The sequence below is a fragment of the Erysipelothrix aquatica genome (genome assembly GCF_009828825.1).
Taxonomy (GTDB): Bacteria; Bacillota_I; Bacilli_A; order Erysipelotrichales; family Erysipelotrichaceae; genus Erysipelothrix; species Erysipelothrix aquatica_A.
Map to the genome: position 1 here is coordinate 93,964 of NZ_WTTA01000001.1, position 16,281 is coordinate 110,244.

The following is a 16,281-nucleotide window of genomic DNA, read 5'->3' on the forward strand; positions in this document are numbered from 1 at the left end:
ATTTAGGAGGCTTTTATAATGGCAGTTAAATTACGTTTAAGAAGAATGGGATCAAAACAAAAACCTTTCTACCGTATCGTTGCAGCTGATTCACGTGCACCACGTGATGGACGTTTCATCGAAATCGTAGGATACTATGACCCAACACAATCACCAGCAGAAGTTAAAGTTGACGAAGCTTTAGCAATGAAATGGTTATCAGTCGGTGCTCAACCTTCAGATACAGTTCGTAGCATTCTTTCAAAAGAAGGTATCATGACTCGTTTTCATGAATCAAAATTAGCGAAATAATTATGAGACCGGTTGAAGATATTCTATATGATTTAGTGTTGCCATTAGTGGAAGACGAAAAGAGTTTGAGTGTCAAAAGGTTACCGAGTTTGGATGAGAATGAGATTATTCTTGCAATTTATGCTGAAAGTTCAGATATTGCACGTTTAATCGGCCGTCAAGGCGTCATGGCCCATGCAATTCGACAAACAATGTCAATTGGTTCACGCGTCCTTGATCAAAGAATTTCAATTAAATTTGAATCATATTAGGGATGTACTTAAGTACATCCCTTTTTTTGGAGGTAAATATGTCACTAATAAGTATTGGTATTGTCCAAAAGCCACACGGAGTCCGTGGAGAATTAAAAATTTTTCCTAAAACTGACTTTATTAAAGAACGATTAAAAAAAGGACAAGTCGTTCAATTTCATTTAAACGGTAAAACAACAGAGCTTGTGATTGAAACAATGCGCATGCATAAAGGATCAGTTCTCATTAAATTTGAAGGACTTAATTCCTTGAATGATGTTGAATTTTTTCACAAAGGTGAACTCTTTGTGCCGCGTGATGAAATGCATGAACTGCCCGAAGATGAATACTATTTTGTCGATTTAGTAGGGTGTGGTGTGTATCGCGATAATGAACACATCGGCACTGTAACTGAAATTGTTGAAACACCTGCGCACCCGGTCATGCGTATTCAAGGGGAAGCACGCGATATTTTAGTTCCGTTTGTAGAACGTTTTATTGCTTCAGTTGATATTAGTGAAAAACGTATTGATATCAATTGGATGGAGGGATTGTAATGAAGATTAGTGTTATTACGCTCTTTCCAGATATGTTTACAGGCTTCAAAACGTCATCAATTATCAATAAGGCGATTCTAAAAGGAATCGTCGAATATGAAGTTGTAGATATGCGTTCATTTACAGAAGACCGCCACAATCGGGTTGATGATTATCCCTATGGTGGTGGTGCTGGTCTTGTTTTAATGTGCCAACCTGTTATCGATGCAATCAAAGCAACGCGCACAGAAAAATCATTAGTAATTATGATGACGCCACAAGGTAAGACATTGAAACAATCCTTAGCGTATGATTTAAGCAAGCATGAGCATCTTGTACTTGTTTGTGGTCACTATGAAGGTTTTGATGAACGAATTCGAATGTATGTTGATATGGAAATGTCGATTGGTGATTATGTATTAACGGGTGGGGAAGCCGCTGCGATGGTAATCTCAGATGCAGTTATTCGCCTCGTTGATGGCGTCATCACCCAAGAGTCTCATGAAGATGATTCATTCAGTGATGGATTGTTAGAATATCCACATTACACCCGTCCTCGTGTCTATGATGGTCATGAAGTACCGGATGTACTTGTTAGTGGGCATCATGAGAACGTCAAACGATTCCGTCTCAAAGAGTCTTTACGAAAAACACAACGTGTTCGTCCTGATTTATTAGAAAATCGTGAATTTTCAAAGTTAGAACAAACATTGATGGAAGAAATTGCACAAGAAAATCAGGGGGAGTAAACAATTGTTTACTCTTTTTGTTAATTCGTTGACACACATGAAGTGAAAAGCGATAATTAACCATACGAAAGAGGTGATGAGATGAAACGAATTCTTATAACTGCTGGAGCAACATCAGAGCCCATTGATGCAGTACGATCAATCACTAATAATGCGACAGGTAAATTAGGTAGTTATATTGCTGATTATGCTGTTAAGCAAGGGATTGAAGTCCATTATGTGTCGGGAGCCAATGCATGCCAACCAACGCAAGCAGTCAAGCATTACGTGACGACAGGTGTTGATTCAGTGTTGGGTGTGTTAGATCAGTTGATGACGCGCTATCAATATGATGCCGTTATTCATTCGATGGCAATTAGCGATTATCGTGTTGCGGCAACAGCTCAGTATCAAGGAAGCAAATTAACTGAAATTGTTGCTCAGGATGCCCATCAAAAGCTTCCGTCATCCAATGATCACCTTGCTATTTTACTCGAGCCATCACCCAAAGTTATTGGCTATATTAAGAAAAAACATCCGGATACCCATCTGGTAGGATTTAAACTATTAAGTCAGGTGTCCGTTGATACATTAGTTCGCGTTGCTCAAAACTTAATGATTAAAAATGATTGTAGTTTTGTGGTTGCAAACGATGCAGCGGATATCTTGGGAGAACAGCATCGCGGCTACATTGTGGACGAAAAAGGTATTATGAAACAGTACGAAACAAAAGAAACCCTAGCTCAGGGGATTCTCAAGGAGGTTCAAAATTTATGGATAAAAAAACAGTGATTTTAGGTGTTAGTGGAAGTATTGCGGCATATAAAGCAGCAGATATTGTAAATCGTTTAAACAATAGTAATGTTGATGTTCATGTCATGATGACACAGGCAGCCCAAGCTTTTATAACGCCATTAACATTGCAGACATTATCGAAGAATCCAGTTCACTTTAATGTACTGGAAGAAAAAATTGCGACCGAAATTGCTCACATAGATATTACCAAAAAGGCGGATCTATTGATTGTTGCACCAGCGACCGCTAATACAATTGGTAAATTGGCACTCGGTATTGCTGATGATATGCTTAGCACGTCGGCATTGGCGCTTGATCAAAATGTGAAGAAAATAATAGCACCGGCCATGAATCAAAATATGTATGGAAATCCCGTGGTTCAAAAAAACTTACAACAACTTAAAGAGTTAGGATGGCTTGAGATTGAACCACGCACATCTTTATTGGCGTGTGGAGATGTTGGTAAAGGTGCGTTAGCAGATGTAGACGTGATTGTGCAAACAGTCCTCGAGAATTTACAATGATGAACCGTCTTGTCATTAGTATAGGTAATACCCATACCCGATGGGGATTTATGCATAATGGAATCCTAAAACAATTTAAAATTGCGAATGCAGAGACGGTCGAAACAGTGAATCAGGCGATTACGGATTCAACTACGAATCTTTCGGCTCGATTTGATACAATCAAAATAGCATCGGTAGTTCCATCACGCACAGACCACCAAATTAATTTGTTAGAAGGTACTTATTTAAGTGCAGTTGACCAGGTAAGACTTAATGATTTAAAAAAGGTCGATTTCACCGTGTACGATGGTCTTGGGATTGATCGCGCTCTCATCGTTCATGAGGTTTTTCGGACAACTAAAAACGCAGCAATAATCATCGATTTTGGTACAGCGATGACTGTCAACGTCATCGATAAAACAGGAGTCTTTGTTGGTGGAACCATAGTTCCTGGACATCAAGCGATGCTTAATGCTATGCATATTAGTACTGCGGCATTACCCGAATTGCTTCCGGAATGTACATCCCATGATTGGCTTGGTGATTCGACACAGTCAGCGATGCAATCAGGAACTGCTTATATGATTGCAAGTTACGTAAATTCACTAATAAAGACAATGGCCACACGCTTCATGCCTTTAAATGTAGTTGCAACGGGTGGTGGTTATAAATCGATACAATCGTTAGTGACTAGCGATATTAAAGTTATTGATGATTTAATTCTAAGGAGTTTATTAAATTATGATGCAGAATAAAACTAAGAATCTAACGACCCTTGCATTGCTATGTGCGCTGCTTATGATGTTGGCATTAACGCCATTAGGATTTCTACAAATAGGACCTGTCCGTTTAACATTTATCCATCTCCCTGTGATTGTGGGGGGGATTTTACTTGGGACCAAAGGTGGGTTGATTATGGGGTTCATCTTTGGGCTTGCGAGTCTTTGGACGAATACGATGGCACCATCCCTTTTATCATTTATGTTTTCGCCTTTAATTCCACTTCCGGGGACAACTCAAGGATCGATGTGGGCAATGGTTATATGTTTTGGACCACGGATGCTACTAGGATTCTTATCTGGATATTTGTATCAAAAAGACTTCAGAGGATTTAAGCTGGGTGTTTGTGTTACACTGATCCATACGATGCTAGTCTTTGGAGGCATGTTGCTTTTCTTTGCCCCTGTCCTCCAAGAGGTACTGCATGTATCTGTTTCTGGTTTATTTTTGTTTTTGGGGACGCTTCTTTTAACAAACGCCATTCCAGAAGCCTTTACGGCTGGCATCATAACAAAATACGGTGTTCCTCGAGATCACAAATAAAAACATGGGCTAGCCATGTTTTTTACTTTCTTTAGTGGGGTCATAGGAATGCATGTTTAATGGTTTTGGTTTCGACGTTGCATTTCCATTTGTTGGCGTCGGAGCATTCGGCGCTTGCGCAGTCTCACACGATTAATTTCGCGAATCGTGATAATGAGTGCACCGAGGATCAAGAAGACGATAAATACAACTTGGCCTATGGATTTCATGAAATCCATAAAGACCTTTGTACCCTTTATATTGATGTCTAAGGGTGCTAACACTTGGGTTTCAAAAACGGTTTTAGTGTTATAGGATACTTTGATTTTTGCCATATCTGTATTTTGTGCAACGGGTGCGATAAAGTTTGGTTGAGTTGCTGTTACATCAATAGCGACATCCTGTGGAGCGATTCCGTTTGGTAAATAGGTCACAATGTCGTAGTCGAGCATTACCGGAAAGGGTGAACTCGCATGCAGTATAGGAATTTCTTGTAGGATGGTATTGCGAGTTACAAGCGTGGTTCGTTTAAAATCGTCAAAGACACGTGAGTAAACGTTGATGGCATCAATTACGTTTGTGAAGAGTAAGTCTTCATTAGGTGCATTGGTGCTAATAAAAATTAAGTGGGAGTCTCCACGTTTTGCTACACTTGAAAGTGAGCGTTCAGCCATCTCGGTGTAACCAGACTTAGCGCCATACAAATCGGTAAACCCTTTGTCATGAGCTGCTTCTAAAGACCGATTTACAAGTTCTATGCCATTTGGTGCTGTAGGTGTCGGTGATGTTGTGTACGTAACTGTGCTGTATATTTTCGCAAATGTTTTGTTTTTCATTGCGTATTGGACTAGTAATGCAAGGTCGTAGGGTGTCGAGAGATGATCATCTTCATCGAGGCCACTGGTATTTAGAAAATTAGAATCTTTCATGCCGATTTTTGCTGCGGTTGCATTCATGTGTTGTGCAAGACCCTCAGGATCTTGTGTGAGGCGCATTGAAATTGCACGTGTCGCATCAGCACCAGACGGTAATATAATAGCGTAGAGGATGTCTTCAATTGTGACGGTATCGCCGCCTTCGAATCCGGCAACAGATGCAATACTCGTTAAATCATCAACAACCTCTGCAGGAATTGTATAGGTTTCTTTGAGAGATATATTTTGGGATTCAAGCATTTCGAGTGCTGTAATTAAAGTAAGTACTTTGGTAATGGAAGCAGGATGAATTTTTGAATACCCATTCTTTTGTGTTAGAACCTGGCCACTTTCCATATCCATTAAAAGATAATTAGAGCTGTACATCATGATATTTTGTACAGAGATAAGGTCTTCTTGTGTTTGATAGGCAGTTGTAGGTGCTTGTGCATAAGCAGTCGTTGGTGTAGAAAAACATAAGGCACCTACAAGTAGTAAAGTAAATATTCGTTTCATGGACAATTTCCTTTCTTAAATAATATACCATAAAAGCAGAAACGGTATTGTGTAAAAAAGGTGGAATTGCACCAAACTGCATCATAATCCAAAGAATCTTTGAATTATGATAGAATATGTAGGTGGAGGTTTTTATGAAACGACTAATTATTGGGGATGGCGAAACCATCCAAAACGAAATGAAAAAACAAGGTTATGATGCGCCTTACATTGATCTCAGAAGAGGTCATCAAGAGGTGGAAAACTTAATGGATCTCTATGAGACGATGAAGCCAGAATTAATAACAAAAGTTCGAGAAGCTATAATTGCGGAGAGCCCTGATGAAATAATTGTTGTTGGAAAACTTGAGGGTTACCTATGGCTGGGAACAATTATTACACGTTTTTTTGGACAGTTTAATTCTTGGAATAACCAACGCGAAAATGACTATGGCGTTACAACGATTACTATTGATCAAAAGCCTGTAAAACTGTATGCGGTATCGCAATTAGAAGACTACAAATCAATCAAAAATGTGTAAAGGATAAAACCTTGAACTCCCTATATTAATATGTTAAAATAATAAACGGTGCAAAGACACCTATATTCACACATCATGGATTGACGGACTCCGTGCTCAAATATGAGTCGTCTCGTCTTGGAAGTGATGGAGGACTAACGGAAAGGTAGGAATTTAGTTATGTCAGTTGTGACAATGCGCAAATTATTAGAAAGTGGGGTTCATTACGGACATCAAACACGTCGTTGGAACCCAAAAATGAAGCCGTATATCTATGCAGCTAAAAACCGTATTTACATCATTGACTTGAACAAAACTCAAGACAAATTAGATGTAGCATACGCAGCAATGAAAGAAATTGCTGAAAAAAATGGAAAATTATTGATTGTTGGTACTAAAAAACAAGCACAAACAATCGTTGTAGAGGAAGCATTACGTAGTGGTTCATTCTTTATCAACCAACGTTGGTTAGGTGGAACATTAACAAACTTCCGTACAATCCAAAAAAGTATCCGTCGTCTTGTAGAAATCGAAGAGATGGAAGCAAGTGGATCAATCCAAGTTTATACTAAAAAAGAAATTGCTTTATTACTTAAAGAAAAAGACCGTTTAGAAAACTTCTTAGGCGGAATTAAAGAAATGAAGAAACTTCCAGATGCAGTATTCGTTGTTGACCCACTCGAAGATGCAAACGCAGTTGCTGAAGCACGTAAATTAGGAATCCCAGTATTTGGTATCGTCGATACAAACTGTGATCCAGATACAGTTGACTTCGCAATTCCTGGAAATGACGATGCAATTCGTTCAATCCGTACAATTGTTGGTGCTATGGCTGATGCTATGGTTGAACCAAAAGGTGGCGTATTACAAGTTGCATACCAAGACCAAGACCAAGAAGACATTACAATGGAAGATGTTATCGTTAACGTAGAACAACAAGCTGCAGAAAACGATCGTCGTCGTCGTCAACGTATGGACGAACGTCGTAAACGTGATGACCGTCGTCGTCAACAACGTTTTACACCACGTAATGACAACCGTGAAGGTGCTCCACAACAACAACGTGAAGCACGTACAGAAGAGAAAAAAACAGAAAAAAGTGAGGCGTAAACTATGATTACAGCAAGTTTAGTAAAAGAACTTCGTGAACGTACTGGTGCCGGAATGATGGATTGCAAGAAAGCTCTTGAAGCAACAGATGGAAACATCGAAGCTGCAATCGATTGGTTACGTGAAAAAGGTATGGCAAGCGCCGCTAAAAAATCAGGACGTATCGCTGCAGAAGGAACAAGTACAGTATTATCATCAGGAAATACAGCAGTAATTCTTGAAGTTAACTCAGAAACAGACTTTGTTGCTAAGAACGAACAATTCGTAGAATTAGTTAAAGATTTAGCAGAAGTTTTCCTTGCAAACAAACCTGCGGATTTAGATGCTGCTTTAGCACTCGATCTTAAAGGACAAACAGTAAATGATGCAATCATTTCAGCTACAGCAACCATCGGAGAAAAAATTACACTTCGTCGCGTTGCAGTTGTAGAAAAAGAAGATAACCAAGTATTCGGTGAATACATCCATATGGGTGGTAAAATTTCAGCTGTTACTGTATTAAACGGTGACAATGCAGAATTAGCACGTGATATTGCAATGCAAGTTGCGTCAATGAGCCCACAATATGTTTCACAAAAAGAAATCCCAAGCGAAATCGTAGATCACGAAACAGCGATCCAAGTGGAAATCGTTAAAAATGATGCTGAATTAGCTTCAAAACCTGAGCAAGTTGTTCAAGGAATTATTAAAGGACGCGTAAGCAAACAAATGCAAGATATCTCATTAGTAGACCAAATCTACTTCAAAGATGGAAAAGCTAAAGTTTCACAAATCCTTAAAGACGCTGGAACAGACGTTGTAACCTTTGTACGTTACGCAGTCGGTGAAGGTATCGAAAAACGTGAAGAAGATTTTGCAGCTGAAGTTGCAAAAGCATCACAAGTTAAATAAAAATAAGGACACTCTTTAGTGTCCTTTTTGAAAGGGCGTAAATCTCATGTACAAACGGGTATTATTAAAACTGAGTGGAGAGGCACTTGCATCCGATTCGGGTATTTTCAGTCGTGAAGTTCTCGAAGATGTAGCAGCTCAAATTAAAACAGTTGTTGAAGATGGTATCGAAGTTGCAATCGTCGTTGGCGGTGGAAACTTTGTACGCGGTCGTATGGCCGATGAGTTAGGGATTGATCGTACACAAGTAGACTCAATGGGGATGCTTGGTACGGTCATCAACGCACTTGCTATTCAAGGTGCACTTGAAGCGCAAGGAGTACCAACTCGTGTTCAAACAGCAATTGATATGATTAAAGTTGCAGAGCCGTATATTCCACGTCGTGCAGTGCGTCATCTCGAAAAGGGACGCGTAGTAGTATTTGGGGCAGGTACAGGATCTGCATTCTTCTCTACTGATACAACAGCAGCATTACGAGCATCTGAAATTAAAGCAGATGTCATCCTAATGGCTAAAAATGGCGTTGATGGTGTTTACGATTCAGACCCACGTTTGAATCCAAATGCTAAGCGCTATGAGTCATTATCCTACAAAGACGTGTTACAGCAAGAACTTGCGGTAATGGATTCAACTGCAACATCAATGTGTATGGATAATGATATTGACCTTATAGTGTTTAATATGAATGAAAAAAATAATATAATTAAAGCTGCAAGAGGCGAAGCAACCGCAACACGTGTTGCTAGGGAGGTATAATCATGCAAGCAATTATCACAGATGGTCGCATGTTAATGCAAGATGCGATTGAGTCATACGAAGGTCGTTTAGGAACACTTCGTACAGGACGTGCAAACGTATCAATTCTTCACGGAATTATGGTTGATTACTATGGATCACCAACACCAATTGAACAAATCGCATCTTTATCAATCGTTGAAGGACGTCAAATCGTTGTGAAACCTTTTGACCCATCAAGTATGAAAGATATGGAACGTGCAATTAATGAATCAACATTGAATTTACCAGTTCAAAACGATGGTTCTGTTCTACGTATTAACGTACCTCAACTAACAGAAGATGCACGTCGTGAAGTTTCAAAATCAGTTGGAACCTTCGCAGAAGACGCAAAAGTTGTTGTTCGAAATGTTCGTCGTGACTTGAACGATGAAGTGAAAAAGGCAGATGATCTTCCAGAAGATCAAGAGCGTGCATTACTTGAAGATGTTCAAAAGCTCACCGACGAATTCATCAAGAAAATTGATGAAATTGCGAAAGCGAAATCAGCGGAGATTATGTCACTCTAATTATGGAGAGTCTAAAACATGTTGCCATCATCATGGATGGCAACGGCCGTTGGGCTCAAAAACAACGTAAGGAACGTACGGTTGGACACTACTTTGGTAGTGAAAATGTTCGTGAAATAGCCTTGAAAGCGTTGGATTTGGGCATCGAAGCCATAACACTTTATGCATTTTCTACGGAAAATTGGAAACGCCCGCAAAAAGAGATTGATTACTTAATGAAGTTACCTGCAGTCTTTTTTGAGCGCTTTCTTAAAGAACTTAACGAAAAGGAAATCCAAATTCGCACAATTGGCGATTTATCAATGATGCCTGAGAAGACTCGGAAAGTAATGGAAAACGCTGTCGAAAAAACAAAAGACAATAAGGCTTTAATCCTTAATTTTGCACTTAATTATGGATCACGTGATGAAATCGTTCGCGCAACACGAAAAATTATTCAAGACGGACGGACGGATATTACTGAAGAAGTCTTTGAAAGTTACCTAGATACAGCGGGAATGCCAGCTGTTGATTTATTAATTCGTACAGGTGGCGATGAGCGCCTCTCGAACTATTTATTATGGCAATTGGCGTATGCTGAGTTGATTTTTGTTGATGATGAATGGCCACAATTTGGTCCTGACCAATTTGAATCATGTATTGATGCATATCAAAAACGTCAAAGACGATTTGGAGGACTTTAGTATGAAAGAGCGTTTGATTACAGGAATTGCACTAATTGTTGTTTTCGGAACGGCAATTTTGATGGGTAATCAAGCTCTTTTTTTATTACTGCTTGCAGTAGTTACAATTGGAGCTTATGAAATCTATCGTCTAAAAAAAGACGAGATGAAACCCATAATCTTACCGTTATTGATTGTTTCGACAATTTTAGGTGGGTTATTAGGACCCGAATATCTTAGTGTGTTTATCATGGGATGGATCATGACCCTATTTGTGCTTACCGTAGTGTTTGACTGGTTTGATTTCAGTCATGTAAACTATATTTTTGTCATGGTAATGATGCTTGTGGCTGCAATCCAAGCGGTTAAAGTGGTGTTATCCTTTAACACGATTACTTTCTTGTTCATTTTGTTAGCAACGTATGTAACAGATGCTGCAGCATATTTTGGTGGTCGTCATTTTGGGAAACATAAACTTATTGAACGTATTTCACCAAAGAAAACAATTGAAGGGGCAGTGATTGGATATGTTGCTTCCGCGACAATTGCGTTAATCTTTGGCCATATCTTTGTAATTGAGTATGTTCCCGCAATCGTTGTATATTTAAGTGCCGTTCTGATTCCTATCATGGGTCAATTTGGTGATTTAGCATTTAGTTTAATCAAGAGATATTTTAATGTGAAAGATTTTGGATATATCTTCCCAGGTCATGGTGGCATCTTAGACCGTGTGGATAGCGTTATCTTTGCACTCTTTACATTCAATATCCTCTTACAGATTTTTGTCTAGGAGGCTGTCAATATGAGTATCATAATGTCAATTATTTACTTCGCACTCGTTCTAAGTATCCTCGTGTTTGTGCATGAGTTAGGACATCTTATTGCAGCGAAAATGTTTGGCGTATATTGTCAAGAATTTGCAATTGGAATGGGTCCAAAAGTATTTTCAATTAAGAAACCACACTGGGAAACAACCTATAGTATTCGTGCATTGCCGCTTGGAGGGTTTGTTTCGATGGCGGGTGAGCCAGGTGAAGGTGATATGGGTGTTCCAGTTGAGCGTTCGATGATCGGAATCGCCCGTTGGAAACGTCTGATTATTATGCTTGCCGGAATTTTTATGAATCTTGTGTTGGCGGTTGTTGTCTATGCTGGAATGTTTAGTATGAATGGTGTCGTTGAAGTACCGAAACCTATCGTTGCTGCTGTCGTTGAAGGCATGCCAGCGGATAAAGCGGGCATGAAAACAAATGATGTCATGACGGAAATCACATTTGCGGATGGAAGTGTTGTACATCCCAAAACATTTTCTGACCTACAAACAGGTATGGCAATGTACAAGGATAAGCCAATGACTATTAAACTAGATCGAAACGGTATAAGTGAAACAGTCACGGTGACTCCAGAACCATCAAAAGGAAATAAAGATGTGTATGTAATAGGAATTCAAGCGCCTGCCGCAACGCTACGTAATGTAAATGTTTTTGAGGCTGTGCCTTTTGCATTTGCGGAAGTAGGCAGTGTCATTGCGCAAATGATTTTTATTTTGAATCGTGTCTTTAGAGGAATAGGGTTGGACAGCCTCGGTGGTCCAATTGCAATATTTGGTGCAACGTCTCAAGTAAATACCTATGGTGCCGTTTATTTCTTTAATCTAGTAGCACTATTATCTGTTAACCTGGCAGTTGTAAACTTGTTACCAATTCCAATTATGGACGGTGGACGGGTTGTTATTACACTTATTGAAATGATAATTCGAAGACCAATTCCAGAAAAATTGGAAAATGCTTTGATGATTGCTGGTGTAGCACTCGTCCTTGTATTCTTCGTGTATATATCTTTTCAAGATGTGATGAGAATTATTCCAAATTAAAAAGGCGTTCGCCTTTTTTTTTCGAAAATATGCAATTAATTCGTAATTTATCTAGAAAACAAGTATAATCGTTTTATCTTTAGAAGTGTGATTTGTCTAATATTTTAATATAAGGGGGGGATATACAAATGCGTAAACATATACAAATTATTTCAATATTAATCGTACTTGGAGTTGTTGGAAGCAGTGTGACTCCAGGAATATTATCTGTTCAGTCGATGAACGATGCTTCGCAAGATGAGAACGTATCCAGTACCCATCTCGAAATCGCAGATGAAGGACTAGAACTAAATCCGGACGTGTTGAATTCGAAAAATACATTAAATGAGAGGGATCAGTTAGAAGAGGAAGACAGTGTTGATGCACATGAAACAATAGAAACGACTGAAATGTCAATCAATCAAGCAAACGTTGTTGAGTCTGTATGGGGTAGTAGTAAAGTTATCTACAATGTCGACACTGCAACATTAGATGTGTATGATGGACTTTTGGAAAATAAAGCAGGTTATGAATTTCTTGATAATCAAAATCAAATAGTCAAAAGCCAGGTAAAAACGATAAACTTACATGGTAACGTTTTTACTCCGAAAAATGCAGAACTATTCTTCTCCTATTCGTGGTCGAGCTTGGAAGCGATTAATGGACACCTTAATACCTCGCTGACGGAATCGATGATGGGCATGTTTGAACGACAAAGAACCCTTAAAACGATTGATGTAAGTCAGTGGGACACATCTAATGTGACAAACATGGCGTTTCTTTTCTCACAGTCTGGTGTTACCGCTTTAGATGTTTCAAAGTGGGATACGCGTAATGTCGTGAACTTGAATCAGGCCTTTAATGGTACAGGGTTTTTAAAAGAACTTGATGTTAGTGAATGGGATACATCAAGTGTATCCATAATGTCATATGTTTTTAGTTATACTGCTGTAAAATCATTGGATGTTCATAAATGGGATACATCGAATGCCACAACAATGGCGAATATGTTTGCAATGACACAATCTCTAACTCATTTAGAAGGAAAACTGAATTGGGATACATCCAAAGTCACAGATATGAATGGTATGTTTATCTTTAGCGGATTGTCGGAGTTAGATTTGAGTAACTTTGATACGTCAAATGTTACAGATATGTACGGAATGTTTGGCGGCATGGAAAATTTGGAAACCCTAGATATTGGTAGCTTTGATACGTCAAAGGTGACCAATGCTGAGAATATTTTTGGAATGGATGAAAAATTAAATCGCATTACGCTCGGTGCGAAAACGACGTTTCAGTCATTCTATACTGGATTACCGCTAATTTCTACAGAAAGTGGTGCGTATACAGGAGGTTGGATTCGAATTATACCTGAGAGTCCCTTCACAACTTATAGTTCAAGCGATATTTTTATGGAAAGTTTTAATGGGAATCTTGCTGGAACGTATGTTTGGGAAAGGCCTATCAAAAATGGCCAATTAATCGTTGAGTTTGTTGATACAGAAGGTAATGTCTTGGCAGAGCAATCCATATCACATGGTCCGATAGGGAGTTCATATATTGCTAAAAGCAAGACTATTAATGGCTATACATTAAAAGAAATTATCGGATTTGAAACAGGCCAATATACAACTGAAGTTAAACATGTAAAATTTATCTATTCAAAGGATGAAGATCCTGAAGTTCCAGGTCCTGTTGATCCAACAAGTCCGAAACCCGTCGATCCGAGTCCTAAAGAAGTTGAAACATTGCCCAATACGGGTCAGAATCCAGGGCATATGCTTTGGTTAGGTGCCGCAATCTCATCAATGGGCGGCTTCTTGTTGATTATGTTGAAACCAAAGACGCATGGTCGAAAAGAAAGTAACTCGTGATTCTGATAGTGTCTAAGATTGAGACATTAGAATCGTAGAATGAAAGAAAGGCGTAAGCCTTTTTTTTCTATCTATGGTATAATGATACAAAAGGAGTAAGTTATGGCTTATACAGTAAATAAAATTGAATCAAAACCACAATGGTTTGCCGTCATGGATTTTACCATACCAGACTTTTCTCGCGACACAGATGTGCGTGCGATGTACTCAATGCGTTCGGAATTAGCGCGTCTGGGTATAGAACTTGCATCGCCAGAATATAACTATATGATCGGGTATGACTCTGATGATCGTATTGAAGTTGTGGATGTTAAATTATTTGTAGCTATCGAAGCACCGACAGATAAAGAAACAACACTCACATTCATTGAAAAAAACGATACACGTGAGATAATCCGTATCGAAACCGATTCGTTTGAGGATGTACACACAGGTCTTGCGGAATGGATGCATGACAATGATTATGTTGGTGATGGTGACGTTCGCCGTGTCCTTGTGAAGGATTCAACACGTCTTGTTTTTGATAGTCCAGTCAAAAATTCTGACGAATAGTAAATTCACATTAATTAAAATTGTAATTTTGACATCAAACACTGTTTGATGTTTTTTTTATTTTTTGAAATTATAAAAATTTCAATAGGTCATCACAATGTTGCATCATTCATTTGTTATAATGTTTGCAAACAACTACGGGAGGATGTCATATGGTATTTCCAAAAGGTTTTATGTGGGGTGGTGCAACTGCTGCCAATCAGTGTGAAGGGGGTTATAACAGGGGCGGACGTGGACTTGCAAATGTCGATTTGATTCCTCACGGACAAGAGCGATGGGATGTTGCGATGGGTACACGAAAAATGCTAGAGTTCGAGGAAGGATATTACTATCCCGCAAAGCAAGGTATTAATATGTACGATCATTTTAAAGAAGATATTGCACTGTTTGCTGATATGGGGTTTAAAACATATCGTCTATCTATTGCGTGGTCTCGAATCTATCCGAAAGGCGATGAATTGACTCCGAACGAAGAAGGACTCAAATTCTATGAAGACGTGTTCAAAGAATGTCATCGGTATGGTATCGAACCATTAGTTACAATTACACACTTCGATGTTCCCATTCATCTGACGAAGCAATATGGTTCATGGCGTAGTCGAGAAATGATCACGTTTTATGAACGTCTTGTGCGTACCCTGTTTACGAGATATAAAGGCCTCGTAACGTATTGGTTAACTTTCAATGAAGTCAATATGATTCTTCATGCCCCATTCATGGCTGCGGGACTTATTATTGAGTCGCATGAGAATGCGGATCAGATAAAGTATCAAGCAATTCATCATGAGCTCGTAGCGAGTGCACTTGCTACAAAAATTGCCCATGAAATTGATCCAAATAACAAAGTGGGGTGTATGTTAGCTGCGGGCGCGAATTATCCCAATACACCTCATCCTGATGATGTCTTCGAAGCATTGGAGCGTGATCGAGAAGGATATTTCTTTATTGATGTACAATCACGAGGCTATTATCCATCGTACGCGTTAAAAAAAATGGAACAGCTCGGTGTTTTCTTAGAGATGGATTCTGAGGATGCTAATTTGTTGCGTGAGCATACCGTTGATTTCATTTCGTTTTCTTACTACTCGTCACGTGTTGCAGCTGCAACATCATCGAACCAAGAAACAGCAGATGCGAATGTCTTTGCATCATTGAGAAATCCATACCTTGAGGTATCGGAATGGGGTTGGCAAATAGATCCAAAAGGATTCCGAACAACGATGAACCAGTTGTACGATCGCTATCAAAAACCTTTATTTGTCGTTGAAAATGGTCTCGGTGCAATGGATACTGTAACGGAAACACAAGAAATCCACGATTCGTATCGTATTGATTACCTTCAAGCTCATATTCAAGCAATGCATGATGCCATAAAGCATGATGGAGTTGAATTATGGGGCTATACATCGTGGGGTTGTATTGATTTAGTGAGTGCGTCCACAGGTGAAATGTCAAAACGTTATGGTTACATTTATGTAGATTATGATGACTCTGGCAAGGGAACGGGCAAACGAATTCCAAAGCAATCGTATTATTGGTATAAAGATGTTATTGCATCAAATGGTGCGATGTTTGACAAATAATGACTTTAACGCAGGAAGCTTCCTGCGTTATTTTTATGATAAGGTTTAAGAATAGGGCTATATAAGAAATTTACACATACTTTACAATGTAGTATTGTGAAAAATCGAAAAGAAATCACAGACAAAGGCAA

The 16,281-nt window shown here is 39.0% G+C and carries 20 protein-coding genes; 19 read left to right on the top strand and 1 reads right to left on the bottom strand.

Going from position 1 to position 16,281, the window contains the following annotated elements; genetic code table 11:
* The first annotated feature begins 18 nt into the window (after positions 1-18).
* The 8 genes from rpsP to GVV22_RS00550 all read left to right on the top strand — a co-directional run bounded on the left by rpsP (position 19) and on the right by GVV22_RS00550 (position 4,409).
* Positions 19-291 carry a 30S ribosomal protein S16 gene (rpsP, locus tag GVV22_RS00515; RefSeq protein WP_159637840.1) on the top strand — a complete coding sequence of 91 codons (273 nt, stop codon included), beginning with the start codon at positions 19-21 and terminating at the stop codon, positions 289-291.
* Positions 292-293: 2 nt separating this feature from the next.
* Positions 294-542 (top strand): KH domain-containing protein, encoded by a 249-nt coding sequence (locus tag GVV22_RS00520; RefSeq protein ID WP_159637838.1) that lies wholly within the window; start codon positions 294-296, stop codon positions 540-542.
* Between the two features lie 38 nt (positions 543-580).
* Positions 581-1,078: a ribosome maturation factor RimM gene (rimM, locus tag GVV22_RS00525; protein ID WP_159648262.1), complete on the top strand. Its 498-nt coding sequence runs from the start codon at positions 581-583 to the stop codon at positions 1,076-1,078.
* On the top strand, positions 1,078-1,806 hold the full coding sequence (gene trmD, locus GVV22_RS00530; protein ID WP_159641522.1) for a tRNA (guanosine(37)-N1)-methyltransferase TrmD: 729 nt from the start codon (positions 1,078-1,080) through the stop codon (positions 1,804-1,806). The genes rimM and trmD overlap by 1 nt, the downstream gene beginning before the upstream one ends.
* A gap of 81 nt (positions 1,807-1,887) precedes the next feature.
* The gene (locus GVV22_RS00535) at positions 1,888-2,577 is read left to right on the top strand and encodes a phosphopantothenoylcysteine decarboxylase (protein WP_159648263.1); all 690 of its coding nucleotides are present in this window, start codon (positions 1,888-1,890) and stop codon (positions 2,575-2,577) included.
* On the top strand, positions 2,559-3,104 hold the full coding sequence (locus GVV22_RS00540) for a phosphopantothenoylcysteine decarboxylase (RefSeq protein ID WP_159648264.1): 546 nt from the start codon (positions 2,559-2,561) through the stop codon (positions 3,102-3,104). Before GVV22_RS00535 ends, GVV22_RS00540 begins: the two co-directional genes overlap by 19 nt.
* Positions 3,101-3,841 (top strand): type III pantothenate kinase, encoded by a 741-nt coding sequence (locus GVV22_RS00545; RefSeq protein ID WP_159648265.1) that lies wholly within the window; start codon positions 3,101-3,103, stop codon positions 3,839-3,841. The genes GVV22_RS00540 and GVV22_RS00545 overlap by 4 nt, the downstream gene beginning before the upstream one ends.
* Complete coding sequence (locus GVV22_RS00550; protein WP_159648266.1) at positions 3,828-4,409, top strand: ECF transporter S component; 582 nt, start codon at positions 3,828-3,830, stop codon at positions 4,407-4,409. Before GVV22_RS00545 ends, GVV22_RS00550 begins: the two co-directional genes overlap by 14 nt.
* Positions 4,410-4,465: 56 nt before the next feature.
* Here the strand turns inward: GVV22_RS00550 and GVV22_RS00555 are convergent, their stop codons facing one another.
* On the bottom strand, positions 4,466-5,818 hold the full coding sequence (locus GVV22_RS00555) for a D-alanyl-D-alanine carboxypeptidase family protein (protein ID WP_159648267.1): 1,353 nt from the start codon (positions 5,816-5,818) through the stop codon (positions 4,466-4,468).
* A gap of 134 nt (positions 5,819-5,952) precedes the next feature.
* Between GVV22_RS00555 and GVV22_RS00560 the strand changes: the two genes are divergently transcribed.
* The 11 genes from GVV22_RS00560 (at position 5,953) to GVV22_RS00610 (ending at position 16,150) form a co-directional block, all read left to right on the top strand.
* Positions 5,953-6,339, top strand: a complete 387-nt coding sequence (locus GVV22_RS00560) for a hypothetical protein (RefSeq protein WP_159648268.1) — start codon at positions 5,953-5,955, stop codon at positions 6,337-6,339.
* A 159-nt stretch (positions 6,340-6,498) separates the two neighbouring features.
* Positions 6,499-7,428, top strand: a complete 930-nt coding sequence (rpsB, locus tag GVV22_RS00565) for a 30S ribosomal protein S2 (RefSeq protein WP_159648269.1) — start codon at positions 6,499-6,501, stop codon at positions 7,426-7,428.
* A gap of 3 nt (positions 7,429-7,431) precedes the next feature.
* Positions 7,432-8,319: a translation elongation factor Ts gene (gene tsf, locus GVV22_RS00570; RefSeq protein WP_159648270.1), complete on the top strand. Its 888-nt coding sequence runs from the start codon at positions 7,432-7,434 to the stop codon at positions 8,317-8,319.
* Positions 8,320-8,365: 46 nt separating this feature from the next.
* Entirely contained in the window at positions 8,366-9,076 is a 711-nt protein-coding gene (pyrH, locus tag GVV22_RS00575) for a UMP kinase (protein ID WP_159648271.1), read from the top strand.
* A gap of 2 nt (positions 9,077-9,078) precedes the next feature.
* Positions 9,079-9,624: a ribosome recycling factor gene (frr, locus tag GVV22_RS00580; protein WP_159637823.1), complete on the top strand. Its 546-nt coding sequence runs from the start codon at positions 9,079-9,081 to the stop codon at positions 9,622-9,624.
* A gap of 2 nt (positions 9,625-9,626) precedes the next feature.
* A complete protein-coding gene (locus GVV22_RS00585) occupies positions 9,627-10,307 on the top strand; it encodes an isoprenyl transferase (protein WP_159648272.1) in 681 nt (226 codons plus the stop codon).
* Between the two features lies 1 nt (position 10,308).
* Positions 10,309-11,076, top strand: a complete 768-nt coding sequence (locus GVV22_RS00590) for a phosphatidate cytidylyltransferase (protein ID WP_159648273.1) — start codon at positions 10,309-10,311, stop codon at positions 11,074-11,076.
* A gap of 12 nt (positions 11,077-11,088) precedes the next feature.
* A complete protein-coding gene (locus GVV22_RS00595; RefSeq protein ID WP_159648274.1) occupies positions 11,089-12,159 on the top strand; it encodes a M50 family metallopeptidase in 1,071 nt (356 codons plus the stop codon).
* A gap of 128 nt (positions 12,160-12,287) precedes the next feature.
* Positions 12,288-14,015 (top strand): BspA family leucine-rich repeat surface protein, encoded by a 1,728-nt coding sequence (locus tag GVV22_RS00600; RefSeq protein WP_159648275.1) that lies wholly within the window; start codon positions 12,288-12,290, stop codon positions 14,013-14,015.
* Positions 14,016-14,117: 102 nt separating this feature from the next.
* Entirely contained in the window at positions 14,118-14,567 is a 450-nt protein-coding gene (locus GVV22_RS00605; protein ID WP_159648276.1) for a hypothetical protein, read from the top strand.
* Between the two features lie 152 nt (positions 14,568-14,719).
* Complete coding sequence (locus GVV22_RS00610; protein WP_159648277.1) at positions 14,720-16,150, top strand: 6-phospho-beta-glucosidase; 1,431 nt, start codon at positions 14,720-14,722, stop codon at positions 16,148-16,150.
* The last annotated feature ends 131 nt before the right edge of the window (positions 16,151-16,281 follow it).